Origin of the sequence: Dictyobacter arantiisoli (assembly GCF_008326305.1) — a bacterium.
Classification (GTDB): domain Bacteria; phylum Chloroflexota; class Ktedonobacteria; order Ktedonobacterales; family Ktedonobacteraceae; genus Dictyobacter; species Dictyobacter arantiisoli.
This window is the reverse complement of record NZ_BIXY01000014.1, coordinates 35,907-62,010: the sequence shown is the minus strand read 5'-3', so window position 1 is coordinate 62,010 and position 26,104 is coordinate 35,907. Positions and strand designations below refer to the sequence as shown.

At 48.6% G+C, this 26,104-nt stretch carries 20 protein-coding genes; 11 read left to right on the top strand and 9 right to left on the bottom strand.

All coding sequences use genetic code 11. The features are described 5' to 3' along the window. Nucleotides 1–162: 162 nt before the first annotated feature. Nucleotides 163–2,079 (bottom strand): HEAT repeat domain-containing protein, encoded by a 1,917-nt coding sequence (locus tag F1593_RS06760; protein ID WP_149400795.1) that lies wholly within the window; start codon nt 2,077–2,079, stop codon nt 163–165. Nucleotides 2,080–2,479: 400 nt separating this feature from the next. Between F1593_RS06760 and F1593_RS06755 the strand changes: the two genes are divergently transcribed. The 3 genes from F1593_RS06755 (at nt 2,480) to F1593_RS06745 (ending at nt 5,860) form a co-directional block, all read left to right on the top strand. Beyond that, nucleotides 2,480–3,814, top strand: a complete 1,335-nt coding sequence (locus F1593_RS06755; protein ID WP_149400794.1) for a sensor histidine kinase — start codon at nt 2,480–2,482, stop codon at nt 3,812–3,814. 1,174 nt (nt 3,815–4,988) lie between these two features. Then, on the top strand, nt 4,989–5,186 hold the full coding sequence (locus F1593_RS06750; protein ID WP_149400793.1) for a KGG domain-containing protein: 198 nt from the start codon (nt 4,989–4,991) through the stop codon (nt 5,184–5,186). A gap of 362 nt (nt 5,187–5,548) precedes the next feature. Beyond that, on the top strand, nt 5,549–5,860 hold the full coding sequence (locus F1593_RS06745) for a flagellar biosynthesis anti-sigma factor FlgM (RefSeq protein ID WP_149400792.1): 312 nt from the start codon (nt 5,549–5,551) through the stop codon (nt 5,858–5,860). Nucleotides 5,861–5,925: 65 nt separating this feature from the next. Here F1593_RS06745 and F1593_RS06740 read toward each other — a convergent pair whose 3' ends face one another. After that, the gene (locus tag F1593_RS06740; protein ID WP_149400791.1) at nt 5,926–6,300 is read right to left on the bottom strand and encodes a hypothetical protein; all 375 of its coding nucleotides are present in this window, start codon (nt 6,298–6,300) and stop codon (nt 5,926–5,928) included. Between the two features lie 243 nt (nt 6,301–6,543). On the opposite strand from F1593_RS06740, the gene F1593_RS06735 reads away from it, so the two are divergent. The 4 genes from F1593_RS06735 (at nt 6,544) to F1593_RS06720 (ending at nt 9,872) form a co-directional block, all read left to right on the top strand. Further along, nucleotides 6,544–7,284 (top strand): amino acid ABC transporter ATP-binding protein, encoded by a 741-nt coding sequence (locus F1593_RS06735; protein WP_172631925.1) that lies wholly within the window; start codon nt 6,544–6,546, stop codon nt 7,282–7,284. Between the two features lie 63 nt (nt 7,285–7,347). Further along, entirely contained in the window at nt 7,348–8,277 is a 930-nt protein-coding gene (locus F1593_RS06730) for a substrate-binding periplasmic protein (protein WP_149400789.1), read from the top strand. 15 nt (nt 8,278–8,292) lie between these two features. Further along, nucleotides 8,293–8,964 carry an amino acid ABC transporter permease gene (locus F1593_RS06725; RefSeq protein ID WP_149400788.1) on the top strand — a complete coding sequence of 224 codons (672 nt, stop codon included), beginning with the start codon at nt 8,293–8,295 and terminating at the stop codon, nt 8,962–8,964. A 20-nt stretch (nt 8,965–8,984) separates the two neighbouring features. After that, entirely contained in the window at nt 8,985–9,872 is an 888-nt protein-coding gene (locus tag F1593_RS06720) for an amino acid ABC transporter permease (protein WP_216368803.1), read from the top strand. Between the two features lie 86 nt (nt 9,873–9,958). Here the strand turns inward: F1593_RS06720 and F1593_RS06715 are convergent, their stop codons facing one another. From F1593_RS06715 to F1593_RS06700, 4 genes are all read right to left on the bottom strand, one after another. After that, on the bottom strand, nt 9,959–10,771 hold the full coding sequence (locus tag F1593_RS06715) for a phosphodiester glycosidase family protein (RefSeq protein ID WP_149400787.1): 813 nt from the start codon (nt 10,769–10,771) through the stop codon (nt 9,959–9,961). Between the two features lie 29 nt (nt 10,772–10,800). Further along, entirely contained in the window at nt 10,801–11,604 is an 804-nt protein-coding gene (locus F1593_RS06710) for a type 1 glutamine amidotransferase (RefSeq protein ID WP_216368802.1), read from the bottom strand. Between the two features lie 3 nt (nt 11,605–11,607). Next, a complete protein-coding gene (locus F1593_RS06705; RefSeq protein WP_172631920.1) occupies nt 11,608–13,050 on the bottom strand; it encodes a MurT ligase domain-containing protein in 1,443 nt (480 codons plus the stop codon). Nucleotides 13,051–13,435: 385 nt separating this feature from the next. Next, nucleotides 13,436–15,448 (bottom strand): D-alanyl-D-alanine carboxypeptidase family protein, encoded by a 2,013-nt coding sequence (locus F1593_RS06700; protein ID WP_149400785.1) that lies wholly within the window; start codon nt 15,446–15,448, stop codon nt 13,436–13,438. Nucleotides 15,449–16,044: 596 nt separating this feature from the next. Here F1593_RS06700 and F1593_RS06695 point away from each other — a divergent pair. Further along, a complete protein-coding gene (locus F1593_RS06695; RefSeq protein ID WP_149400784.1) occupies nt 16,045–17,430 on the top strand; it encodes a glutamine synthetase family protein in 1,386 nt (461 codons plus the stop codon). 63 nt (nt 17,431–17,493) lie between these two features. On the opposite strand, the gene F1593_RS06690 is transcribed toward F1593_RS06695, so the two are convergent. Further along, a complete protein-coding gene (locus F1593_RS06690; protein WP_149400783.1) occupies nt 17,494–19,212 on the bottom strand; it encodes a phospholipase D-like domain-containing protein in 1,719 nt (572 codons plus the stop codon). A 397-nt stretch (nt 19,213–19,609) separates the two neighbouring features. On the opposite strand from F1593_RS06690, the gene F1593_RS06685 reads away from it, so the two are divergent. From F1593_RS06685 to F1593_RS06675, 3 genes are all read left to right on the top strand, one after another. Continuing rightward, on the top strand, nt 19,610–21,319 hold the full coding sequence (locus F1593_RS06685; RefSeq protein ID WP_149400782.1) for a peptide ABC transporter substrate-binding protein: 1,710 nt from the start codon (nt 19,610–19,612) through the stop codon (nt 21,317–21,319). 308 nt (nt 21,320–21,627) lie between these two features. Beyond that, nucleotides 21,628–22,587, top strand: a complete 960-nt coding sequence (locus F1593_RS06680) for an ABC transporter permease (protein ID WP_149400781.1) — start codon at nt 21,628–21,630, stop codon at nt 22,585–22,587. Between the two features lie 21 nt (nt 22,588–22,608). Next, on the top strand, nt 22,609–23,721 hold the full coding sequence (locus F1593_RS06675; RefSeq protein WP_235932507.1) for an ABC transporter permease: 1,113 nt from the start codon (nt 22,609–22,611) through the stop codon (nt 23,719–23,721). A 130-nt stretch (nt 23,722–23,851) separates the two neighbouring features. Here the strand turns inward: F1593_RS06675 and F1593_RS06670 are convergent, their stop codons facing one another. Then, nucleotides 23,852–25,252, bottom strand: coding sequence for an NAD-dependent succinate-semialdehyde dehydrogenase (locus F1593_RS06670; RefSeq protein ID WP_149400780.1), 1,401 nt, complete (start codon nt 25,250–25,252; stop codon nt 23,852–23,854). Nucleotides 25,253–25,313: 61 nt separating this feature from the next. Beyond that, nucleotides 25,314–26,081, bottom strand: a complete 768-nt coding sequence (locus tag F1593_RS06665) for a cytidylate kinase-like family protein (protein ID WP_149400779.1) — start codon at nt 26,079–26,081, stop codon at nt 25,314–25,316. Between the last annotated feature and the right edge of the window lie 23 nt (nt 26,082–26,104).

Here is a 26,104-nt window from a genome sequence, read left to right as displayed (position 1 = left end):
CCTATTTTCAGTATACTGAAAGAGAGTAAAAGTTTTAGGACTGTATAAGACAATAGTGCTATTGTCGTCCGTGATCCGGTATCATGGATGAAGAGGTTTTTGGCGACCTACCAGTTCTCCCAATCAAAGAAGGCCCGAACCCCTTCAGTTGATGCGTATGGGTTAGCTTAGTTGTCTGATCGTGTCATTGATGGTGCTGGCGAGTTCTGGATGTTCTTCGGCGCTTTGTTCCATGGTAGAGATGGCTTCCATATCGGCATATTGCAGGATGAGTTGGAGTGCCAGACGCACGATAGTTTCGCGTGGGTCGTTCAGGGCATTGCGCGCGGCATGCTTGCTCTGGGGCAGGCTCCCTTCGGGATCGAGTTGCCGCAATGCTTCTAGTGCCTGGGTGCGTACATAGGGATCGAGATCCTGGGTGGCGTCCCATACACCATGCATAATCGTACGATCACCGATCAGGCCGCAGGCGTGAATGATAGCGGCATAGACGATACTGCCGGGAATGTTGGCATCGCCAGCGGGCAAATTATCTTTGCGTTTGGGATGTTGATTGCGCCGGGCTACATCTACTGTGCGCATCAAAAGTTGATAGAGGGGTGTGGCGGCGCGCTGTTCGCCAGAACGTCCAAGGGTGTCGCAGAGCGCACCAATGGTCAGTGCCTGCGCACGGTTCTCTATGTTCTGGATAGTTTCGATGCGTTGGATAATCAAATTGGTGGCGCGGGGATCACGCAGGTCTCCCAGTACGCGGACGGTGGAAAGGATGTTTTTTTCTTGTGGATCAGCAATCGTCTGGAGCAACACATCACGTCCAGGTCCATTCATCCAGCGTTCTACCTCATTCATCAGCGGCAACACCTGGTAGATGGGCTCGATAATGCGGGCATCCTTGATATTTTCCTGGTTGATCTCCCCCCAGTAGCGGCCGAGCACAATGCCAAGATAGTGCAGGGCTACTGCATATTGCCAGTGTGGCTCATACTGGGCGCTCTGTAGCAGGGCGGTGGCGATAGAGGGAAAGTGGCGCGCAAAAAGCGGTGGGAGCGCAGTTTCATCCTCAGTATTGGTTGTAAGTGGTGGGGTGGCGCTTTCTTGTAAGATATACTGGAAGATCTGCGCCGTGTTGCTTTTTAGTCGGGTCGCGACGTTTTTGTTGCTTAGATAGTTGGCGAGTGGCATGGCACGATATATAGGAACTGAAACATAACTTTCCAGGCCAGTCACATTGTCAAAGGCAGAGGCCAGGATGAGATCGTAGAAACGTTCCTGCTTAAACTCTAAAATACTGGAGATGGTATCCACTTTAGCCCAACCCTGTGCGTCTTTGAATGCCTCCAATAGGGCTTGCAAAGAAGACATGGTTGCCTGTTTGACCAGGGCCTGGGTCGCATAAAGTGAAACTTCTGGATCGCGTGCCAGTTGTCCCAGATACTCTGTCAGATCTGTCGCATATGTAGCATCCTCATCCCCACGACTGGCGAAGCGAGATTGTGAGCCCTGCCCTGCGATACCAGTCGTGCGATAATTGCCCAGCATCAGGATTGCATACCGTCTGGCTCTTCCCTGTTCTGTCTCAGCGGGATTAGAAATAGTTGGTGCCTCAGGATCTCCCTGTGCAATAAGATAGGTCCAGGTTGGGATCAGGATACCGCCGCGATCAATCTCATACAGATAAGGGATAAGCAGAGGTTGCCATTGTCTGATTGGGCCAACATTGAGTAATGGCTGCAGGCGTTGCGCGGTCTCCACAACTGACTGGTTTTCCCAGCGCAGGCTGGTAAGGATACGGGTGACCTCAGTGCGCAACGCATTCAGGCGTTGTTTTATCACCGGGGTATTCGGATCTAATGGCGTGGCGGGTTTACGGGCTGCAAGATGCTCCATCGTACCCACACGGTCCCGGGCTCGCACTGGCGGGGCGATTGGCGTTATATTTCTGGCCGTGCCAGGATCATCCTCCTTGTGTTGAGGAGCATCAGCCTCTTGTTCGAGATGCAGAAAGCCTTCTGGGTCGGCATCATTTCCGGCGGGAAGCATAGGTTGTGCCTGTTCATTCTCATTATCATTCTCAGACATAGACGTATGGCCCTCTCTTACCCTGGTATGGCATACTCATACATTAGTATGATAGCACGGGAACCTAGCATTATCTGATGTGCAGACAGGTCTGGCCTTGTCCAACCTACTTACTTGTTTGCTTGTATCTTACTGAAGAAGTATGTCATACTGCCAGTTGTAAGCCCGAATGCATCGATAAAAAAGATAGTACCTCAACATGGCTGAAATTGGCTGGAAAGTTCCTACATTTTATTGGTGCTCGTGCTCTAATTGTACCGTTCATTCGTCGGCTGGTCAAGGGAATAGAGCGTGTTTGCTGTCTGATTACTCCTCTATGAATGCCGGTTGCTTCTTGGCTGTTTCGCTATACTAAAAGGGAATTCGGCACGGGGAAGTTGGAGAGAGGAGGTGGAAAAGAGTGATAGAAGAAATGCAGTCGCCATCGTTTACTGAATCGGTTGTCTATATTCGTGATCTTCTGTGTTGTGATAGCATCTCGATTATTTTATCCTGTAACGATCCAGCCTTATGTCACCCTCTTCTGGAGAGCGCATCGTCTGGTATGGGCTATAATGCCGAAAGTTGGCTCGCCATAGAATGTGTTCGAGCGACCTGCGATATCGTGATACAAACGGGACGGATCTGGTGGCAGCGCATACGCATCGGCGCGGAAGATAGCACACCAAAAGATGTCGTATTAATCCTCGCTCCCCTGATACGCCCGGCCGGTACGCTCGGTGTGATGCTCTGTATTATTCATTCACAGCGATCCTTTGGTGTAAGCGAATATTGTCTGTTGGATCAACAACGCGCCTGGCTGGCTGAGCGTATCGAGCACATCCTCTATAATCTTCGTATAGCACGAAGATTAACTTCTACCACCGCCAATCCCTGTACTCCTCCCGTCGCCTCCGTCGAGAGTCCACTGACATTAGCGGGACAGGATACGCTCCTCTCTATGGTCAGTCATGATTTACGCTTGCCATTGAGTGTCATGAAAGGGTATGTAGGACTGTTGCAGTCCTACGGTTTGGCTGCTATTGATATTGCTCCCACGGAAATGATGAGCGCGCAATGCCAACAAACGTATCTGACCGCCATCATGGAACAAGTTGAACACCTGGAAATTTTAATTCGCGATGTGTTGGACATTTCCCGGGCGCAGGTTGGGCAATTGCTGCTGCATCCCGCACCCATCGATATCGCCTCCCTCTGCCAGGGGGTCTCGCAATATATGCAGAGCAATATGATTCAGCTTCAGAGAGGTCATTGCAGCCTGCACTATCTTCTGGATAGTCCCTTGCCGCCAGCCTGGGCTGATGAGGATCGTGTGCGGCAAATCCTCTTTAATCTGATTGAGAACGCCATCAAATACTCTCCCGACGGAGGCCCGATAGAGATCCTGGCCTCTACTCTACCCGTATCCTCGCCATCCTGGTTACCACCAGCGGAACATGAGCAGCCAGGATATATCAGCATCACCATTCGCGATCATGGTGTTGGCATTGCTTCCCAGCAACAATATGCCGTTTTTCAGCCCTTTGTACGTCTGCAACAGCCAGCGGTACGCGATGTGGCAGGCACGGGTCTGGGCTTATATATTTCCCACGTTCTCGTTGAAGCTATGCATGGATCAATTGTTGTGCAGAGTGGGGAAGGACAAGGTACCAGCGTCACCTTTACTTTACCTATCGCCATACCTGTTCCGCAACAGGCTGCAACTCCCCTGAGCAATATTGTCTCAACCTATTGATAGCAATCCTAGTTTTTTAACTTTTGTAACAAAGTGTTTGATTCCCCCTCCTAGCGGGATCTTGCTGCTCACCTGCTGGCAGGCGCGTGCGCGCCTGCGCCCTTTATATTGTATGTTGCTGTAAATGTGCATAGCACATTTACAGCAACATACAATATAGACAGTTTTGAGCACCGCAGGTGCAAAAACTCATGCACCAGGATGGCGAAGATCATGGGAATCAAACACTTTGTTAGCTCGACTTTGTACATTTTTAGGCTTTTGAGCCTGAGAAAAAGGGCGAGTGCGACGCATTTTTGAGCTCACATTTTCAAATTGTACAAAGTCGAGGTTAGATAGTGTTTGATTCCCATCACCATCGGGATTGTGTGGCTCACCTGCTGGCAGGCGCGTGCGCGCCTGCGCCCTTTTTATTGTGTGGTGCAGAAAAGGTGCTATGCACATTTACAGCACCACACAATAAAGACAGTTTTGAGCACCGCAGGTGCGAAAACTCATGCGCCAGGATGGCGAAGACCATGGGAATCAAACACTTTGTAATAGAGCGTTCTCTTTTATGAAGATGGTCTGCCATGATAGGAAATATGGCAGTGCCATATGGGTACTTTTTCCTTAGAAACGGTTGTGCTTATTCGCATGTGATTGTCGCTGTTGAGTTGAAAGTAACCTGCGCTTCACGTCTTTTCCTTAGAAATAGATGAGTAAACATTAGAGAATGCTGATACTTTTTGCACTGTCTTGTTCTGCGATAAGCTCACCTGTTATTCTATAGACATTGAGTGCCAAATCTATTGCAACGTGTAAATGATGATGGCATAAGAAATGGATTGTTCAGCATCCTTAAAATATTCAAAACGTATGGCCCTCTTTGCTTGCGAATCCGCGACACAATGAGAGAAACATCTTTTTTCCGATTGAAATGGTAGTAGTAATCAGATGGCGGGACCCAGGAGACATCAAAAAAAGATACTGGGAAAATTGGTCGTCTCATGTGTATCTAAACTACTAGATGAGTCGTGTTGTTAATAGTAGGTCGCCAAGATCCTACAAAACCTCTCATGAGTACCAGGGAGAATGCATGTGCTAAGGAGGAGAGTCTGGGTAGCTGACCTGTACTCTTACGTCCTGAATGAGTTAAGGGTGTCGAGTCAAACACTCTTAGGAGGAGAAAGATATGCAGACACAAAAAGGGCGTGGCCGCGGATTTGCTTCAATGAGTCCTGAGAAAAAACGTGAGATTGCCAGCAAGGGCGGCAAAGCAGCCCATGCCTTAGGCACTGCACATAAGTGGACGAGTGAGGAAGCACAGGCAGCCGGAAGGAAAGGCGGGTCAATTAGCCGCCGTCGTTCAAAATACAATATTCAGGCATAGACAAGTCAAAAGTCAGGAAAGAAGAGGTTGTCTGGCAGACAGCCTTTTCTTTCCTGCTTTTTGGCTATTTTTTTCCTTCAAATACCATGCATGTTTTTCGTCTTGGGACCTTTTGTCCTGTAATTCAGTGACAAATATCTCTACTGATCGTGTCGCACCTCAGTTATGCTTTCTATGTAAGTCGAGAGAGGACGGGGGAGGGTTGGGAGATGGGCGATGGTATGGTTTGGATAGTAGGTATGGTGTTGTGGAGGTGGATAACCTCGGTCCTACTCTCGTCTTGCACCCACATCAGAATCATATGGCAGGTGTGTATAGAATAACTTTGTATACATGAGCGTAAGCAGGGTAAGAGGCCATCAATGATGAATGTACAAAAAAAACATGTTAATCTGTTAGAGCGTAACGCTACCAGTGAAAATCAGTGCTCGACTGCTACACCATCAATGATTGCTACCTCAGCGTCGATGGCGTACACCATTTTTTCGCCAGTGCAGAATATGCGATATATTGAGCGTGAATTTCGTGGACAACGGGTGGGACAACTCAAAGCGCAGGTTGAGGCGGGTAAGTATCAGATTGATAGTTACAGACTCGCCCATACTTTGTGGCACTCCACCGCTCCAAATCATCTCCTAAAATTTAATCCTGACATTGTGATGGATGAATCATAACCAATCAATACGAGAGAATATCCAGCATCTTTGTTTTCTGTCCGCATTCCAGTTCTATCTCGTGCTTAGAGTTGGAATGCTTTTTTTTGTTTTTTCCCTGATTGATTTTTGCCTGGTTGTTTCAGATGCATAACCGGTCTAGATCGTGTATAATTCTTCTGGTTGGAAGATTGATATAAACATGGATCATCCCGAATTTTTCGAACAGGCATTCGATCCACTTCAATCCGCTCCGCAAGTGGGGTTGCAAGGGGCGGCGAGCCCCTTGCCGGGGTGGCAGGGGTGTTCCCTGCCCTTTTTTCTTTTTCCTCGCGCCGCCGCAGGCGGCATGCAAAGAGGGGAAAAGAAGGAGTGGGGACATCCCACACCCCGGCAGAAGGCTTCGCCCTCTGCACTCCCATGTTATCGAATTTTTGTTTCAAGATTTCGGGATGACTCATGTTCGTATCATACAGAGCCAATATGTGGGCTATCGTGTTCATCAGAATATTTGCCGGGGTTATACGATGCAGTATTTTCGTAAGAAAGGTCGCTCATCGTAGTTTTTAATAAGTGAGGTTATGCGCTGAATTGTACATGAACGAACGTCTAAAAAGGGGTGACGCATGAATCCCGAACAGAACCACAATCGCACTGTTGAAAATGCGTCCTTACAAGATCTCACCCCCATTGAAGGAGATCTTATCATTCGTACTGAGAAGCTCAACAAATATTTCAGTGACAAGCATGTACTCAAAGATATTAATTTTGAAGTGAAAAGGCGAGAAGTTGTCGCCTTGATTGGTCCCAGCGGCTCTGGTAAAAGTACCTTGATTCGTTGCTTGAATGCTTTGGAGAAGGCGAGCAGTGGCGATATTTATATCAACGGCGAGCACCTGGACCCCAATCTTTCGGTAAAACAGCTAAGCCCGATTCGACGTGAATTGGGGATGGTTTTCCAAAACTTCAATCTTTTTCCGCATATGACGGTCTTACAAAATGTGATCGAAGCCCCTTTGCTGGTGCGTAAAATGCCCAAAGAGCAGGCGCATGCTCTGGGCGAAAGTTTACTGGCGAAAGTAGGACTGTTAGAGAAACGCGATATCTATCCTGGCCGCCTTTCTGGTGGTCAGAAGCAACGTGTAGCAATCGCACGAGCCCTGGCGATGCAGCCACGAGCCTTACTCTTCGATGAGCCAACCTCCGCTTTAGATCCCGAACTGGTGGGTGAAGTGCTGAAAGTGATGAAAGATCTCGCCTACGAAGGTAGCACCATGGTCGTCGTTACCCACGAAATGCAGTTTGCCCGTGATGTCTCTGATCGTGTTGTCTTTATGTCAGATGGAATGATTGTCGAGGAAGGTGATCCCGATGATCTTTTTCGCCATCCTAAAGAGAAGCGTACCCAGCTATTTTTGGAACGTGTCCTCTCGGTTTTGCCATAAATAAACAGATATTTCCTTGTTTCTTATATGTCTCTTTTTCCGTGTCCTGAGAAAGGTATTATCATGACTCATAATGTAAAGCGCCGTGTATTTTTGCAGCGTGCAAGCCAGGTAGGCGGCCTGGTTCTGGCGGGTGGCGTGGCAGAATCTCTCCTCGCGGCTTGTGGGGGCAATGTTCCAACCAGTGGGAATAGTAATGGTGCTACAAAGACTACGAAGGTGGGCAATCAGGGATTAAAGCTCTCTGGTGTCTTGCAGTGGGGGGCCACTTCAAATAATGGTGCGCCATATGTCTATCGCGATCCGAAAACTGGTAAACTGGTTGGCTTTGAGATGGAAATTGCGGCTGCCATCGCGTCTTTGATGGGGGTGACGCAAAAGCAAATTGAGATTGACTATGCCCAGTTAGATCAATCCTTACAGACCGGCGCATTTGATGTTATTCTCAATGGCTGGGAAATTACAGAGGATCGCAAGAAGACCGAGCTTTTCTCACAGTCCTATTATCGCAATGGTCAGCAAATCGTCGTGCGTGCCAATGATCCCCGTTTTGCCAGTAAAACAGCCAATGATAACCTCTCTTTGAAGGATCTTGAGGGCTATACCGTGGGCACGGGGGCTGGTTTTGGAGCTGAAGTTCTTCTGGCTTCTGACAAGAAGATTACCCTGAAATCCTATGATCCCGATTTACCATTTAACGATCTGGCTCTGGGCCGTATCGATGCTGTCCTGATTGATTATTCGACCGTTACTTATTATGCCCTGGGCTATGGTTCTGGCGGTTCAAAGAATGCTGCTTTGAAACTGATTGGGAAGCCATTTGATAATAGCGATTATGTGATTGCCTTCGATAAAAACAGTCCTAATGCAGTTACATTGCAGAAAGAGATTGATCAGGCGTTAACCATACTTAAAGGGAACGGTACTCTGAAAGACATCTACAATCGTTGGGGCTTATGGACCGATGCGCAGCCTGAAATTGGGATCAAATAATCGAAGGATGATGATATGGATGTAATCTGGCCTACCATTCCTGATTTTTTGGTAGGTACTCGGAATACTCTTTTTTACTGCCTGGCGTCCTTTCCTATCGCCCTGGTACTGGGTATGTTCTTAGCGTTGATGGATGGCTCGCGTATAGTCTGGTTGCATGGTCCAGCGCGTATTTTCATTGAAGTGGTGCGTGGTACGCCCATTCTGGCCCAGATTTTTATTATCTATTATGGGCTGGGGGCTTTGTTAGGCTTGATTAATCCCTCCTGGGCCTTACTGATCAATGTTTGGACGGCTGGTATTGGTACGTTGGCCTTGAACTATGCCGCCTATGAGGCCGAAGTTTATCGCGCAGGTTTTCTTTCAGTGGAGCAGGGGCAGGCGGAAGCCGCCCTTTCTCTTGGTCTCTCGCCGAGCCAAAATTTCTTTCATATACAGTTGCCGCAGGCTATTCCATTGATGATTCCGCCTTTTGTAAATGATTTTATTTATTTACTGAAGGACTCTGCTATCGTGAGCGTGATTGCAGGGAGTGATCTCACGTCGGTTTTGAATAGTTATGTGCGCACACATGCCAGTAATCCTTTACCCTTTTTTCTGCTGGCAATTGTGCTCTATCTCGTGATGAGTTTACCCGTCTCATATGTAGCCAAGCGCCTCGAGCGTCGACTACGAGCTGCGTTGTAAGGAAGGAAGGAGTGCTATTTATGAGTTTAGATTTGCACTATAAGCAGGAAAAGCCGCCGGATATAGCGCGCAAGCGCAACCTCTGGCCGCGCAATCGTATGGTTGGCGCAAATTATCTCTATTACATTCTGCTGGCGGCGGTCATCGGAGCCTTTGGTTATTATCTCTACACCTATCGGGATCTTTCATTGCTCTATCTGCCGGAGATGATACGTGGCGCGCTGGTGACCCTGCTGGTGTCCGTCCTGAGCGGTATCTGTGCCATTATCTTTGGACTACTGGGAGCCTTTGGCAGTCTGGCCCGCTTCCGACCTCTGCGCTGGCTCACAGGGATTTATGTAGAGGTTATTCGTGGTACTCCGCTGCTTGTCCAGTTGTACTTATGGTATTATGGAATACGCCTGTTGCTCTCGAATATTGGCTTTGATCCCCATGATATGCTTTTTAATAGCATGACTGTTTTACAGAGCAATAGTCTGGTACCGGATAGCTTTAACATTTTTTTCTATGGCATTCTTGGATTAAGCTTTAACTATGGAGCCTATCTAACTGAAGTCTTTCGTACCGGCATACTCTCAGTGGAGCGAGGACAATCTGAGGCTGCGCTGAGTCTTGGTCTGGACGAGCGTCAAACCATGCGCTATATCATATTGCCGCAAGCGATTCGTTCGATCATCCCGCCCTTAACCAATAATTTTATTACCCTGATCCAGGACAGTGCCTTTTTATCTGTGATTGCGGTCATCGAACTGGAGTATATTACCATCGGTTTTGCCTTACCCCAGGCCGACTCCAATCAAAAAATGTACGTCTTTGTGCTTGGTGCGCTACTCTACCTCGTCATGTGTTACCCTCTCTCAGTAGCCGCACGTATGATGGAGCGTCGCCTGACCCCGGACCACGCATAATCCAATCATGTTAATCTTAGTCCCCAACCATTTCGGTCAGAGGCTACAATTGGCATGATTGGATTATGCAATTGAAATGATCGGGTCTACTTGACGATGATGACGATAGGGAGGGGATTGACGGAGTCGAGGGTTACTCGCTGACTGCCTGCTTTGACGTAGAGTCCTGTGGATGTGCCTCCATCCAGATTGAGGGCGTTTTTGATGTTGAGATCTGATTGGATGAGAAGATCGGCTAACTCATCCATTGAGAAGGCCTGTGAAGGACTGACTATGAAGAGGAGGCGGCCCTGGTTGTCCATGGCGACGACACTGCGTGGACTGGCGGCGGTGGTTTCCTGGAATTGGGTGCGTTTGCCATTCACGATGAGCATGGGACGGCTCTGGGTGGCTTGTGTGATTTGTTCTGTGCTGGGATCATAGGGTTGGTCGGCCAGCGAGCGGATCGATACCTGACCCTGGCTGTTGACTGAGAACATGCCACAACAATTTGCATAGGATGTGCCATATACCTGACTGTTTGCCACTATCAGGGCTGTTGACTGATTCTGTTGATCAAAGTAGCCACCATTGATCACGGCCAGCGCATTTGTCTGCTTCATCCAATCCTTGAGTGCCAGTGGTTTGTCGGGTTGATAGCCAACACTGAGATGGACTTTATTGAGGTCAAAGCGGGCAATCGAGACGGTGTCCTCATTTCCACCCGCGCTTTTCCAGTGCTCACTGCGTAGCTCGACGCCTGGCTGGGCTGTCGTCCATTGGTTCAGTGTCCCTGACTGGGAGGATGAGGTAACGGGTGTTCCATTCAATGTGATGCTGGGCAACACATCGCAAGCCAGCAATGCACAGACCAGAAGGCCAATAAGTAGCGCGAGCTTGAAGGCGTGTTTTGCTGGCATGGCGATTCTTTTCCTTGCTCTACTGGAAACTAATGCTTCCAGGCGGTTGCTTCAATGGCTGACATGGTGCCTTTGAACTCCATGGCCAGCTTCAAAGCTGCTGCGTGTGCCGCATTCTCAGTACTATCATCCAATGGTAATAGTGTTACTTTACCATAACGGCGCTCCAGTGCGCGCTGAATGATTAAGTCAGTAAACCAGGGATTCTTGGGCAAAACTGGACCATGGGTATAGGTTCCAAACGCATTTTTATAGACAACGCCCTCGACACCATCCTTCCCATTGTTGCCCCAGCCCGCCAGAACTTTTCCCAGTGGCTGTGTTTTTGAACCCAGGAAGGTGCGACCGCTATGGTTTTCATAGCCAACCAACAATTTCGTGCCAGTCTCCGGGAACTTGCATTCCAGTGCCATATGCGTCATGAAGCGAGTGGTGCTACCTTCAGTATACAGATCGAAGAGACCGACTCCTTTTAACTCAGGACCATCAAAGGGTTTATAGTAATGTCCCAGCAACTGGAAGCCAGCACAGACACTCAAGAAGACCGTATTGGATTCTGCGGCCTCTTTGAGTGAGGAGGCTTTGTGCTGAATGTCCTTGGATGCAACCTCCATCTCACGGTCAGCTGCACCATGGATCAGGATGAGATCATATTTGGTGAAGTCTGGTGTCTGTTTGACATAGATCGGCTCAACATCGATACTGATGCCACGCCAGCGGCTGCGGCGCTCAATCGAAAAGAGATTGCCCCGGTCGGCTGCCACGCTCATCAATGTCGGATAGAGGTGTCCGATCTTGATCACCATGCCCGTATCTGTTTTCTGCTCGCTCATAACCTATTCCTCCCAGAAGTGCTTGACCCAACCGCGCTTCTGCATAATTCGGCGCAACTCCTGGGTAGGAGTATATCCACTCATGATATAAAGTGTGCCGCCTGGTTCTACATTTTTGATCGCTTCATCCAATGCAGCCTCGCGATCTTCGACCTCTATGATCTTATCGGTCGGGATTTCCGCGTACTTGAGGCGTAACGCCAGTTCCTCAGACTTATTGCCGCTACAGACCGCATCGAGAATATCGGGTGCGATATCTTCCAGTTCTACATCCCACAGCCAGGCGAAGTCCTGACCATCGACCACGGTATGGCTCATGGAGAGTAAGAGATGCTTTTTGCCTTCATGTTTCGCGATCAGACGCAGCATCAGATTAAAGGATGTTGGATTTTTGACGAATGAGAGAAAGATTGTTTTGTCGCCAGCCTGAATTTTTTCCATACGACCGAAGGCGGTCCGTACGTTATTCATCGCCGTCTGTACTGAATCTAATGGGAAACCGAGGGCTACCGCAGCACCAATTGCTGCTGTTGCATTATAAATATTATGCACGCCTGGTAGGGGAATATCGAGTTTCATCTCTCCCAGTGGGGTGCGCAATTTGATATGGCTGGGACCCTCACCATTATCCGCTAACGCCGCCGAAGTGACTGCTACATCGAGAGGCGGCAATGTATAACCGCACTCAGGACAGCGGTAGAGACCCAGGTGCGACATATACGCCACTTCATACAGGAAATCGCTATTGCAGTGGATACAGCGGATAATATCGGCAGACTGCTCCGGAACAGGTGTGCCGATATCCTTGGTCTCCAGACCATAGAAGATGCGGCGGGCTTTGGCGTTGACCCCAAAGTTCGCAACTTGTGGATCATTGCCATTGAGCAGGATCGTTGCTGTCTCTGGTAGACTCTCAAGCATTGAATTGAGTGCCTGAGCCACGGAATACAGCTCGCCATAGCGGTCCAACTGGTCACGGAAAATATTGGTAATCACCACAACATCAGGTTGAATCTCAGGCACGGCCAGCGGAATGGTTGCTTCATCGATCTCAAAGAGCAGGACATCGCTTTCGAGTCGGCCAAAGAGATCCGCAAAGTTCACAGCAACCGAGGTCACACCTTGAAGCAGGTTAGAGCCTGTGCGGTTCTGCGAAACGCGATGACCGGCGGCATCAGCAATTGCCGCCGTCATGCGAGCGGTAGTTGTTTTTCCATTACTGCCAGTGATGACAATTTTTTTCGCTTTACTATCGCCAACTACCGATTTTAATACATTAGGATCAATACGGCGGGCAATCATGCCTGGGAGACTGGTGCCGCCACCAATATGAAATAAACGCCCTGACGCGCCGGCAATTTTGCCTGCTGATATCGCGAAGGCCAACCGGGCTTTGCGTAATCCATTTGGCGTTGTGCTGTCATTGTTTGAATTATCTGTTTGCATAGATACCCATACCCTGACTAAAAATGCTGCAAGGCGTACCGATGGGAGTAGTCCCGGTGGATCACGCCGCGTATAAACGGAAATGAGCGCCATACTCTTGACGATTGCTTTTTAGGGCGAGAGAGCATGTATGTAGGGGCTTCTTTTTAAGGATACCAGTTCCTACAGGTACGCAGTTCGAAGTATAACAAACATGAGTATAGCGAGCAAGTGAATTAGGCACATGGTCAGGTCTAGCCGCTTTATACAAACAACGTGTCACTTGCGACTATGGTTTCTATACCGGACCGTGTTCACTATATGTATGACATGTACGTCTCTTTCTGCCTTATGGTTCTAATTCACCATAGATGCACACCCATTTGAATGAATAGAGAGGCCCTTTCTACACCGTTCCGCATTCTTTGGTTTGTAGATTGCATTGAATTGTCCCATGCTGAAAATGTTGCATGAGGATAGTTGTGTTGGGCGCTGTCTGGGAACTGGTGGGATAGCCAAATTTGTTCAGCCCATGATTTTTATCGAAGTAGTTCATGATCACGCCAGAGATCGCATATTCGGTAAAGATGTAAAAGCGTCCCTGTTTCCCCATTGGAATGATGCGTTGCCGGGTATCGCTTTGGAAGTAGGACCAGAGCGCCGCATAAGGAATGGCCTTGATGCTGGCATTGATCTCACGTGGTGAGATCCAGGTGAAATTGTTGAAGCCGTAGTTCATTAAATCGCGCATATCCGTCCACCAATCTACCGTATGCATGGTTACGCCAATCAAATGCTTATTGTGGTAGGACGCTTTGACGACTTGCAGGAAATTTGCTCCCGTATCCCAACCTGTTTTCCCGGCCATGACGCCGGGATACCAGTACATAAACTGATCTTCATTTTGCAGATAATGAACCGCATGCTCCTTTGTTGCGGGAATAGTATAAAACTCGGTATCGCTGATCTGTTGTATGGTGGCATTTCCGAAGCTATGCTGACCAATAATTGCCAGATCATGCGCGCTGGAATATTGTCCATCTGCCATCAAACCATGGGGATTCATATAGTGTGTATCATTCATGCCCAATTGTTTGGCACGCTGATTCATTTGCGCGACAAAGTTGGGCACGCTGCCCGCATCGGCATCAGCGATAGCCAGGGCGGCATCGTTGCCAGAGACCAGGAACAGTCCATATAGTAGTTCACGCATCGTATACGTTTCGCCAGGTTTGATGCCCATCAGGGCGCTATCGGCAGAAAGGGTCGTGAGGTCTCTGGCGATGGTGCGGTTAATGGTGACTTTCTGATCCAAATTCCCATGTTCAACTGCCAGCAGGGCGGTCATCAATTTTGTCGTGCTCATCATGGGAATGTGCATGAATGGATTATGGGCGTAGATCGTCGCGCCTGTATCGGCATCCAGCACATAGGCTGATGTCGCCAGTACTGGAGGGGCGGGATGATCCGTATCGGGTGGTGTAATCACAATCTCATGTGGATCAGCGGGATTTTTGGCTGCCGTTGCTGTCCTGGTTAATGTGGATTGAGCACCACCCTGTGGTACGCCAGAACCGATAGATGGTGCGCTCAGCAGATGAATTCCCAATGGGAGGAGTACACCGAGAATGAGTATTCCACAGATTACCGCCAGTAATGGACGGTTGTGCAGAATTCTTTGTGCCTGGTCAAAAATAACCTGTTGCGTATGGCGATTCCGGCGTGCAACACGTTCATGCGCCTCTTCTATGGTTGACTGCTCATAAGCCGCAGGTCGTCGTGTATGCTCTTTTATCGCCTGTGCTTGTGGTACACGTGTCGCTTTGGCTGGCATAACTGGCGCCTCAGGTTCATCTTCAAAATAGACCCTGGGCTTGCGACGTGTGCTTTGATTTATGATAAGGGTTTCGTCGTCCTCATCGATGGGTCGGCGGGAAGAGGCTCGCACTTCTTGTTCTTCTATAGGGCGTCGGGCAGGACGGCGCGTAGGAGGACGTTGTTCCTCCTCTAGCTCCTCGCGACGAACAGGACGCCGTATGCGTGTACGCTCCTCCTGATCCGCTGCTTCAGCATGTGGTGGGGGACGCCGCACACGTGCACGCTCCGTTTGTTCACGGGCTTCGCGGGCCTTCATGCGCCGCGCAAGTTGAAGCTCATCTTCTGTCTGATGCGCCCGTGGTTTTTCCAGGCGCGCTCGCCTGTTGTTTTGAGATGGCTGACGCGTAGGAGGTGGTGTTGATTCAAGGTCCAGATAGCGGGATGCCCGTTTGATTCTCGGAATTTCGGGATGATTATAAGGATCATAGTTATCCGGATCATCTAACTCTTGCTGTAATTTATCTTTATAATTATGGCGCCTCAGATCGCGTTCAGGCTCTCCATCGGAATGGGTATCTTCGTGTGGTGGCGTTCTATGCATCCGCCAATCCTCTCGTTTCTATACCAATAATGATATGTTGCCAATTGTTTTTCCAGGCTGGTGTAAGCACACGCTAGTTTTTTATATGATTACTAGATATTTAAATCTATTACTTTATGATCTTCTTGAATGATGAATTACTTTCGTATATCTTACTCAGACATTTGTCGAAATGTCAACTTCTGAGCGGATATCTACAGCTTTACCCTATAGAAATAAACCCCCTTTAGAGAAAGATTTTACAAAATATTGAAAGATTTCTTATGGTTCTCTGCTAGAGTAGAAAAGAGAAGGTATATGAAAGACAAGATAGATACATCAGGAAGCTCTGGAGCAATGTCGTTAGCGAGCTGGCACAGAAGATAGCGCCAGGTGATTCATGCCCACAGCGCCTTACTTGACGTGCTGACAGGCACATGCTACTCTGCCTTGCATACAAGGAAGCTCGCTTTGTATACAAGGAAGCTCAAGGAAGCTTTTTATAGAAAACAGAAAAAACATGCTGAGCTTTTTACTCCCTCTCGCATACAGATTGCTACGATGGAGAAGGAACGAACAGAGCACGGTGTATTGCTGTACTGAAAGGAACGAATGCTATGGATCTCGCCCAGGTGAATTTGCTCATTGCCGAGGGGAAAATTGAATTTGTGAAGCTTGGCGTTTCTGATATCGATGGCGTCTTTCGCGGCAAGCGTGTGACAGCCTCCTTTTTTCTCGACGGGCTCGAAGATGGTTTTGCGCAGTCCGATGTCCTGTTTGGATGGGATATCGCGGAGAATGTGTTGCCCGATCTCAAGGTAAGTAATATTGATCGTGGTTTCGGCGATTTTATTATGAAGCCTGATCTCTCAACCTTCACTGTGGTGCCCTGGGAAGAGGGAGTCGCGACCTGTGTGTGCGATCTCTGGACGGAACATGGTGCAGCGATTACGGTGGCCCCTCGCTATGTTTTGCAGAAGTTAATTGAGCGGGCACAATCCCTGGGTTTTGCTCCCATGGCGGCCTCTGAATTAGAGATGCGCTTCTTCCGGGAGGATCAAGTTTCGCTACGCGCCAAAGATTTTGGACCGCAGTTGACTCCCTTGAGTCCTGGTACGAATTGCTATGTGATCAGCCATGCGACCGCCGATGATTATTTGCTTGGTCAGATTGTGCGTCAGATGCAAAAATATGGCATTGAGATTGAGGGCTATAACCGCGAGCATGGTCCTGGTATGTATGAGATTAATATGCATTACAATCGCGCCCTGACCGCCGCTGATCATACTATGTTGTTTAAAACGGGCGTCAAAGAGATCTGCCATCAAACCGGTTTTACACCGACCTTTATGGCGAAGTGGAATGATCTGGAGGATGGCAGTAGCGGCCACTCGCATCTGAGCCTGTGGGATCGCAATTATGAGCGCAATATGTTTTGGGATGACGCATCACAAGATCATATGTCGACGACGATGCGCCAGTTCTTAGCCGGTGTGCTGCAAAAGATGCCCGAGTTTATGGCTCTGTATGCACCCGTTATCAATTCCTATAAGCGTTATATCGAGGGCACCTGGACCCCGCTGAATACTGCCTGGGGCATGGATAATCGTACCTGCGCGGTACGGGTGATCAATAGTGGTCGTCGCTCGATTCGCCTGGAGAATCGCGTGCCTGGCGCGGATGCAAATTTCTATCTGGTCTTTGCTGGCATGCTAGCAAGTGGACTCTATGGGATCGAAAAGAAGCTTGAACTGCCGTCCCGCCTGGATGGCAATGCCTATAGTCCCGCCCGGATTCAGCAGGCGCTTACCCGTGGTGAAATGCATCCGCTGGCTCGTAATCTTACGACAGCGACGGATCTCTTTGAGCAGAGTGCGGTTGCTAAAGAGTATCTCGGTACTGATTTCGTGGAACATTTTGTCACGACGCGCCGTTGGGAAGTACAGGAATATGAGAAGGCGGTCACCAACTGGGAGCGCCGCCGCTATCTCGAATTAATCTAATATTCTCGATGTTGTAGCAACTCACATGACTGCTACAACATCGATCCTCATTTCGCCCGTTCTTTATTTGTTGGCTGCTTCTTCGAGCCAGCCATGCTCTTCCTGGAATGGTAAGCCTTGTTCGGTTGCTTCTCCCGCAGTCAGATAGGGGAGGAGATGTCCAAGCAGGGGGTGATGGGTTTTATAGCGTTGCAGATTTTCTGCGGCGCGTTGCTGCATCAATTTCAAGGCCTGCAAAGGATCTTCGAGTGCCTCTTCCAGTTGATCGAAAGCTTTCTGGGCCTTCCTTCTCTCCAACATGTTCAGATGGGTGCGTTGGAACAGAAGATGCGCGTTCTCAAGATCCTCATGTGCTAGCAAGCCAAGATGTTCGCCCTGAAGCAACAGGCGCAAACCATAGGCTAGATCAGCATCCAGTGTCGCAACATTGATCTCAGTATCGTCATGCATGCCACGGTTATTGAGATTAGCTGAGCCGACCGTGGACCAGTGGTCATCGATAATTGCCACCTTGGCATGGACATAGATCGGTCGGTAATGATTGAGCCCATCATCCTCTTGAAAATGCGAGGTCGCCAGCGTAAAGACCTGGAAGCGACCCTCCTGTACAGCCTGGGGAACCGCCTCTCGTACGGTAGTGATCGAGGCATCGCTAAAGGCACGTCCTACATTTGGATGATCCGGCAGAATGAGGCTGGCACATGCTCCACGCCGCAAGGCCGTGATAATCTGTCCAATGTGGATCTCCATTTCTTTACTATCCTTGCCCACAAATGGTACATCCACGCCGTAGTAGGCTCGCTGCCAGAAGTACTGATTTTCCAGATAGATTGAATGCTGGGCCTGCTGAAGCGCGCTCTGGTAGAGTTGTGTAATGCCCAGAATTGCGTTTTTATCAAAGCTATAGGTATGCTGAGGCACTGTACGTGCGATCTGTACGATACTCTTGCTTTCCACAGGTTCTGGTAGGGGATGCTCCGGCACAGAGAGATGCTTTTCTAAGTGATGGCGATGCACCATATCATTCCAGCGTTGTCGGAAATTCAGTTCCACATCCCCCGCCGCTGGCCCATGAATGCGCGCATGGACATCATGCCAGGCATGGGGCGTCGTGCCACTACTGGTCAGGCGTAAAGAAGTCGTGAAAGGATGTTCAGGCGTATCCCAGCGATCAAAATCGTCCTCTTTCTCAATCAAGGGATCAACGCCACCGACAAAGGCATAGGTGTGATCAACAATCGTCACCTTTTGATGCAGCGACTCAATTTGATGATGGAGAATGCCTTCGGCGCTATCATCAAGCAAACAGGTAATACCTGCCTCTGTCAGCTTTTCATAGGCTGCCTGGGAATCATAGACGGCAAAGGCTTTCTTGGCTTTCCACAGTAGTACCTTTACCTCGACCCCTTTGTTGACCGCATAGCGCAATACCTCTTTCACCGAAAGTGGATGGTTCAGCCAGAACTCAATATCCACATCCTGGAAACCTTCCGCCCGCAGGCTCTCGCTCAAAACGGAACGTTTCCAGGGTGTCGAGGAATCTGGCAAGGCATCTTTCCCGCGTACCAGTAACATATCAGGTTCCATGCCCCAGTTAGCCAGGTAAATAGTTTGTTTCGCCTTAACAAACTGGCGACACATCTCTAAAAGTGCTGCACGCCCATCAACGAAATAGGTCACCTCGGAATGTGTGCGCACAGGTGTATCGCCAGCGGCCCACCACTGCGTCATTTGCGCCTCTGAAGGCTCTGAAAACTCTTTATTCTCGCCTCTGGTACCCATAAAGAGGCTCCTTTCAGCCTGTAATTTGAAGCATACATTTGATGCTCATTTATTATACTCATCAGATGGTCGATAATGACACATATATATTCATTCTAAGCGGGTGCACTATCCCAATGAAGATAAAATGTACACTCTGTAACGCTCAATTATGGGCACTTTTCTGATTTCCCCATCTTTTTGTGAGAGATTTGTCTTTTTCGATGACGTAGTTAATAGTGTATGGAACGTTTTCAACACGATGCCCTTTACCTTCATACGTGAGCAATCATTTTGATTGTAGTGGGTTGCGACACAGGCATTCCAGGGAACTATTTACTTTAATCTTTATCTGGTATTGTGTCATTGCGTGTTATGTTATTGTAGATGTCTCTTTGATTGTTACAGGGAGAAAAATTTGAAAGCCGGTAAGAAACACTCGTTACAGTTCCTCACCAGTCTACTGTGCTTAATGGCCGTTTTTCTGGCCTCTTGCGGCGGCAATGGCACTACTGGTAGCACTTCTTCTGGCACGGCTCTTCCCGATGCCAAGCAAATATTGCACTACCCCGTTATTGGTGATATCGGTAGTTTCGATCCTGCCACTGTACAGGATACTGATTCTAACTTTCCGATTCAGGATGTCTTCACTGGTCTGGTCACGCTGGACAAAAATCTGGCTGTGGTGCCTGAGTTGGCGACCGCTTTGCCGACTGTCAGTGCTGATGGCCTGACCTACACCTTCACGTTGCGTTCAGGGCTGAAATTTAGTAATGGCGACCCCCTGACTGCCAGTGATGTGGTTTATAGCATCAACCGTGCTGTTTCTAAGAAATTAAATTCACCAGTTAGTGGTTATTTGAGCCTTTTAAAAGATTTTACTGCGGTCAATACAGGCAAAATTCCTACCTTGATTGGTGACAGCTTGTTGACCAAGGGAGACAGCACTGTTATCATCAAAATCAGTAAACCAGCTGCTTATTTCCTTGAGACTCTTTCTTATCCTACCTCTTACGTTGTCAATCACAAGATTGTTGAAAAGTATAGCACTGGCAATTCTCTCTGGACCGATCATCTGCAAGAGGGTGCTGGCTCTGGCCCATTCAAAGTTGAGAGCTATTCTCACACCACTGGCATTCAATTGGTCCGCAACGACAACTACTCTGGTCCGAAGCCAAAACTGAGTCGTCTCTCCGTTGACTTCTATAAAAATGAGGACGGTATGTACAAAGCATATCAGGCCAAGCAGCTTGACTTCACCTTTGTACCGACCGCGGACGTTGCCAATGTCAACAGCCGCCCTGATTACAGTGCCACTGATGTCTTGACCATTCGTTATCTGAGCTTGAACTACCTTGCGAAGCCGTTTGATAACATCAAGATTCGTCAGGCACTTGCCCTGGCCATCAACAAAGACTTGATCGTCAAAACTGCCTTGAACAATGCGTTTACCGCCAGTAACCATATTATCCCGAAGGGTATGCCTGGTTACGATACTGCTTTGACGAATGTTGATGGTTCGACCACGACCACTGGAAATCCGACTAAAGCCAAAGAATTGTTTACAGCCGGTTTGAAGGAAGAGGGTCTCTCTGTTGCCCCGGCTTTGACTCTGACCTACTACCCACGTGAGCAGACCTATAAAGACGCCATGTCTCAGGTTATCTCGATGTGGCAGAGTGTTCTGGGTATAAAAGTGAACGTCCAGACCGTTGCTCGGGCTACTTTGACAACTCTGGAAGATGCGACTGTAAATAATAAAAGCCTACCTTTGTGGCAGGCTGGTTGGAATGCGGATTATCCCGATCCACAAGACTGGTTAACCACCTTCTTCGACAAAGGTTCAGCATACAATCAATTCAACTATGGTCAGAACCAATCTGCGGATGCTCCCGCAGAGCAGAAGGTGCAGACATTATTGGAGCAGGCTGATACTACACAGGATCAGACCGCCCGCATGAAACTGTATAATCAGGCTGAGCAGTTGATCATCAATTCTGTTGGCTGGATTCCCCTGTGGCAGGAAAAAGTGCACTCTTTGACCAATCCTAATGTCAAAAATCTGAAGCTCAACTCTCAGCAGTTAATCCCACCAGATGATTGGAGCAATATCTACCTCGTTCAATAAGCGCAGGATAGATAAAGATCTGGCAAGTTAGTGATATATCTGTAGAGGCTTCTCCGAGCCATCTACAGATATATCTATTCATCGGTAACCTACCATATCCGCGACGTAGATGCCTTCAATTTGATAACACGTTGGCGGATATTTTTTACGTTTGCGAATCTCGCATCTCAACCATGAACTCAAAATGTCATCATACGCTAAAAAGAGTAGAATGTGTAAGATACGTGGCTTATCAGCTGTGTTCCTTCTACTCGGGCCTTCTTAATATGACACAGGTTTTTGAATGAAGAAGGAGGACGGAGCTTGATATGGTTAAATTCCTGGTAAAAAGATTACTCGGGCTCATCTTTGTCATCTTTTGTGTGACCCTGATCACCTTTCTCATCGGTTATTATGCCCCTGGTAATCCGATACAGGTGATGCTAGGGGACCATCCCAATCCAGCACTTGAAGCTCAATTGATGCATTCCTATGGACTGGATCTACCCTGGTACCAGCAATACTGGAACTTTATCGTGCATTTGCTGCATTTCAATTTTGGCACATCCTATAAAACGATTAACCGCCCGGTGAATGACATTATTGGAGAGAGTTTACCGATCTCACTTGAACTCGGTTTTTGGGCCTTGATTATCCAGGTTGGTATTGGTGTTCCAGTAGGTATTATATCGGCATTGAAAGCGAATACCTGGGTAGATACAACAAGCATGAGTGTGTCTCTCATTATTTATGCCCTGCCCCCGTTTGTGCTGAGTATTCTTGCACAATTATTAATTATCTGGTTGGATACTACTTTTGGTGGTTCGTGGCCCAATTCCCAATGGGGTGTTCCCTGGCAGTACAGCTGGATGGATATTCAGTATAAACTGGCTCCGATTCTGGTCTATGGCGCGGCGGGTATGGCTTATTTCGCACGTCTCTCGCGCACCAGCATGCTTGAAGTATTGCGTCAGGACTACGTACGTACTGCCCGTGCCAAAGGTCTCTACGAGCGTGTTGTGGTGTATCGGCATGCCTTTAGAAATGCATTGATTCCTTTGATTACCATTATTGGTTTGTCTGTGGGTTTCCTGGTGGCTGGTGCCTTCTTTATTGAGAGTATTTTCCAGATTCCTGGGATTGCCAATGTCACTCTGGATGCAGTCAATAGTCTAGATTATCCTGTAGTGCAGGCAACGACGGTCATTCTGGCGATTGGAGTCGTCTTCGGCAATTTATTGTCAGATATCTGTTATACATTGGTCGATCCCCGCATTAAAGCAGAATAAAGTGAGAAGGTGAGTACTGAAATGGAAAAAGAAAGATCACCGAAGTTTTCGAAGCCGAATTTTATCCAGCCTGAGGGCTCCATGGTGCCACCTGCAACTCCACAGGGAGCAATTCTTGATGAAGCACCTGCTCTGGTAGATGAGTCGGCGCTTAAAGATGCTGAAGATAAAAAGAAGAAGTCGCAGACACCTTTATCTGAGTCGCTACGGCGCTTGCGACATGATAAGCGTGCTGTGGTATGTTTTACTGTAATTGTTCTCTATATCCTGGTGGCGGTGTTTGGACCATTTATCTACACCCATATCGGGGCGGATTATAAGAGCGATATTTCCAATACTACCATTTCTTCAACGATCTACCGAGATTTTACTCATCAGGAGCCAGATCGTAAGCATGAAGGGCCTTCAGCCCAATACTGGTTGGGAACGGATTCGATTGGCCGAGATCTGTTCTCACGTTTGATGCAAGGTATGTTGATTTCCATCTCGGTTGCGGTGATCGTTGAGATCATTGATATTGTGGTGGGGGTTGCGGTTGGTGTGCTGGCTGGCTACTATGGTGGTTGGATTGATTTCTTCCTGGCACGCTTTACAGATGTGATGTTTGCCTTCCCTGGCATTCTATTTCTTATTTTGCTGGTAGGTATCCTGGGACCGCGTATCGATACGCTCTCAAATATTCCTGTCATTGGTGCCAATGGTAACGCCCGCCTGGTCCTTGTTTCGCTGGGTCTGGCCGTGACGGTCTGGCCGACGATGGCGCGCTATGTTCGTGGTCAGACACTACAATTGAAAGAGCAGCAGTTTATTGAAGCTGCTCGTACCTCCGGTGCTTCAGATTTAATCATCATCCTGCGCCATCTGGTGCCAAACCTGTTGAGTATTGTGATCATCGCCTCGACACTTAATATCGCCAATACCATTATCAGCGAGGCTGGTATCAGCCTGCTTGGATTGGGCGTACAACCTCCCGGTTCTAGTATCGGATTAATGATTTCCGATGCGACATCATATATGCAATACCATCCCTGGGAAGCCTTAATGCCAGCAATAGTGCTTATCATTATTGTACTGGCCTTCTCATTCCTTGGTGACGGCCTGCGCGATGCCTTCGATCCACGTTCTAAAGACTAGCAAGGTGTTTGATTCCTCTCATCGGGATCAAACGTGCACAAAAAAGAAGGTGAAGGAGAAAATTTTTTCTCTCACCTTCTTTTTTGTGCGTTTATTAATCCTCTGATTTGATCTGTTGTGTCAGGGCGCTTTACTCGATTTCCTGAGTGGCATTTTCCTCAACCTTGGGACCAATCCATACGGTTTGGATGTTCACGAATTCTTGGATGCCGAAATGGGAGAGTTCGCGTCCGTAACCGCTATGTTTGACGCCCCCAAAAGGGAGGCTGGGTGTGGAGGCGGTCATGCCGTTGATGAAGGCCGCTCCTGCTTCGATCTGTGCGACCAGACGCTGAGCCTGCTCGATATTGCGTGTCCAGAGATTACTGCTGAGACCATAGATGGAGTTATTGGCAAGCTCGATGGCATGGGCGGTATCGCGAGCACGAATGACTGCCGCTACCGGGCCAAAGGTTTCTTCTTTAAAAACGGTCATATCCGGTGTTACATCTGCCAGGATGGTTGGCTCATAGAAGTAACCCTGTTTGCCGACTCTCCGGCCTCCCAGAGCCAGACTGGCCCCATGACGAATTGATTCCTGAACCTGACGCTCCAGGCCTTCTCGTAGATCGCCACGCGCCAGAGGACCGATATTTACGTCCCGTTCGAGTGGATTACCGATGCGCAGCCTGGCTGTATTCTGAACAAATTTTGTCAGGAACTTATCATAGACATCGTCGATGACGATAAAGCGTTTGGCGGCGATACAGCTCTGTCCATTATTCTGATTGCGAGCCTGGACGGCTGTCTGGGCGGCGGCATCAATGTCGGCGTCAGATAAGACGATATAGGCGTCAGAACCGCCGAGCTCAAGCACGTTTTTTTTGAGGACGCTCCCACTGATGGCAGCAACCTTGCGCCCGGCTGCCTCGCTTCCTGTCAGGGTGACGGCGGCGATGCGTGAATCTTTGATCAGTGCCTCAGTTTCGGCGCCTGGCACCAGGACAGTGCGCAGGACGCCTTTGGGAAAGCCGCTGGCCTCAAACATACGCTCGATCTCCAGGGCCACCTGTGAGACGTTTGAGGCGTGTTTAAGGACGGCTGTATTGCCCGCCATCAGGGTTGGGGCAGCGAAGCGGAATACCTGCCAGTAAGGGAAGTTCCAGGGCATCAAGGCCAGAATTACACCGAGCGGCTGAAAGGTGGCATAACTTGTCGTGGCGTTGCTGGGCAATTTTTGTGACGCCAGAAATTCCTCGGCACGCTCGGCATAAAAATCGCAGTTCAGCGCGCATTTCTCGACCTCTGCCTCTGCCTCGACCAGCGGCTTGCCCATCTCGAGGGTAGCAATACGTGCCAGGCGACTCTTGTTGTCGCGTAAATAGCGTGCCAGATGGTGAAAGTGCTCGCGCCTTTCGCTAAAGGTTGTTTTGCGCCAGCCGCGAAATGTGGTACTTGCCTCATGTAAGGCATCATCAATTTGCCTGGGCGTATACGGTTCAAAGGTTTGAAGAACCTCTTCCGTGGCGGGATTAATAGATTGTATACTCATATTGCTCTTTCCTTATCGTTTACGCTATTCAATAGCGGTTTGCACGATCTCTCGCAATGATTTATAACTGTTTCCTCACAGCTGGAAGGGCCTGACAGATAAAATTAGCCGCGCTCTCAAACGAAAAGAGGCCAGTATTGATGAGCAGATGATAGAAATTTGGTTGGTGTCCATCAACTCCATAATAGTGGCGCTGATAGCTGCTCTGCTCGTTATCACGCTGTTCGATGAGTTGGCGTGCACCAGCGTGATTGAGTTGAAACTGCTTCATGATATATTCGATACGAAAATCTAAGGGCGCGAAGATCGAGACGTGCAACGTCCGTGGATTTTGGTGGAGCAAAAATTGTGCGCCGCGTCCCAGAATAACGGCATTACCCTGTGTCGCAAGCTCTAGTATGACGCGCTGGGTAAGGTGAAAATACACCAGTTCTTGCGATTGTTGTTGGACTTTGTTGGATGAAAAAAGTTGATGCAAGTTAAAAGGATTACTGGATTGTAAGGCTTCCAGGATGCTGGTTGCCATGCTTGAGGACTGTTCATCCTGCCGTGTTGCATAGTCCAGATCTATTCCCAGCCGTTGCGCGACTTCAGCGATGATTTGTTGGTCAATATAGTTCAGGCCAGCCTGTTGTGCCACTAGACGTGCTATATCCGAGCCACCACTACCAAATTGACGCGTAATCGTCACTACAATCGCACCCTCGGGCGGAATTCCCGTGGGAAGAGGATCGGTAACAAGTGGTGTTTCTGGCAGTACACGTGTCTCTGTTCGCTTTTTCTGCGGCCGATGCTGGTGAACATTTTCATGAAGCGCATCTTCCATCATTGTGATCCTTTAGAGAAAGAAAC

What these genes read in the sequence shown, in the direction of transcription:
- F1593_RS06680 (WP_149400781.1), top strand. Translation starts at nt 21,628, where the DNA reads ATGGTTAAATTCCTGGTAAAAAGATTACTCGGGCTCATCTTTGTCATC.
- F1593_RS06750 (WP_149400793.1), top strand. Translation starts at nt 4,989, where the DNA reads ATGCAGACACAAAAAGGGCGTGGCCGCGGATTTGCTTCAATGAGTCCT.
- F1593_RS06730 (WP_149400789.1), top strand. Translation starts at nt 7,348, where the DNA reads ATGACTCATAATGTAAAGCGCCGTGTATTTTTGCAGCGTGCAAGCCAG.
- F1593_RS06725 (WP_149400788.1), top strand. Translation starts at nt 8,293, where the DNA reads ATGGATGTAATCTGGCCTACCATTCCTGATTTTTTGGTAGGTACTCGG.
- F1593_RS06675 (WP_235932507.1), top strand. Translation starts at nt 22,609, where the DNA reads ATGGAAAAAGAAAGATCACCGAAGTTTTCGAAGCCGAATTTTATCCAG.
- F1593_RS06665 (WP_149400779.1), bottom strand. Translation starts at nt 26,081, where the DNA reads ATGATGGAAGATGCGCTTCATGAAAATGTTCACCAGCATCGGCCGCAG.
- F1593_RS06705 (WP_172631920.1), bottom strand. Translation starts at nt 13,050, where the DNA reads ATGCAAACAGATAATTCAAACAATGACAGCACAACGCCAAATGGATTA.
- F1593_RS06760 (WP_149400795.1), bottom strand. Translation starts at nt 2,079, where the DNA reads ATGTCTGAGAATGATAATGAGAATGAACAGGCACAACCTATGCTTCCC.
- F1593_RS06700 (WP_149400785.1), bottom strand. Translation starts at nt 15,448, where the DNA reads ATGCATAGAACGCCACCACACGAAGATACCCATTCCGATGGAGAGCCT.
- F1593_RS06745 (WP_149400792.1), top strand. Translation starts at nt 5,549, where the DNA reads ATGATGAATGTACAAAAAAAACATGTTAATCTGTTAGAGCGTAACGCT.
- F1593_RS06690 (WP_149400783.1), bottom strand. Translation starts at nt 19,212, where the DNA reads ATGGGTACCAGAGGCGAGAATAAAGAGTTTTCAGAGCCTTCAGAGGCG.
- F1593_RS06715 (WP_149400787.1), bottom strand. Translation starts at nt 10,771, where the DNA reads ATGCCAGCAAAACACGCCTTCAAGCTCGCGCTACTTATTGGCCTTCTG.
- F1593_RS06710 (WP_216368802.1), bottom strand. Translation starts at nt 11,604, where the DNA reads ATGAGCGAGCAGAAAACAGATACGGGCATGGTGATCAAGATCGGACAC.
- F1593_RS06695 (WP_149400784.1), top strand. Translation starts at nt 16,045, where the DNA reads ATGGATCTCGCCCAGGTGAATTTGCTCATTGCCGAGGGGAAAATTGAA.
- F1593_RS06720 (WP_216368803.1), top strand. Translation starts at nt 8,985, where the DNA reads ATGAGTTTAGATTTGCACTATAAGCAGGAAAAGCCGCCGGATATAGCG.
- F1593_RS06670 (WP_149400780.1), bottom strand. Translation starts at nt 25,252, where the DNA reads ATGAGTATACAATCTATTAATCCCGCCACGGAAGAGGTTCTTCAAACC.
- F1593_RS06740 (WP_149400791.1), bottom strand. Translation starts at nt 6,300, where the DNA reads ATGAGTCATCCCGAAATCTTGAAACAAAAATTCGATAACATGGGAGTG.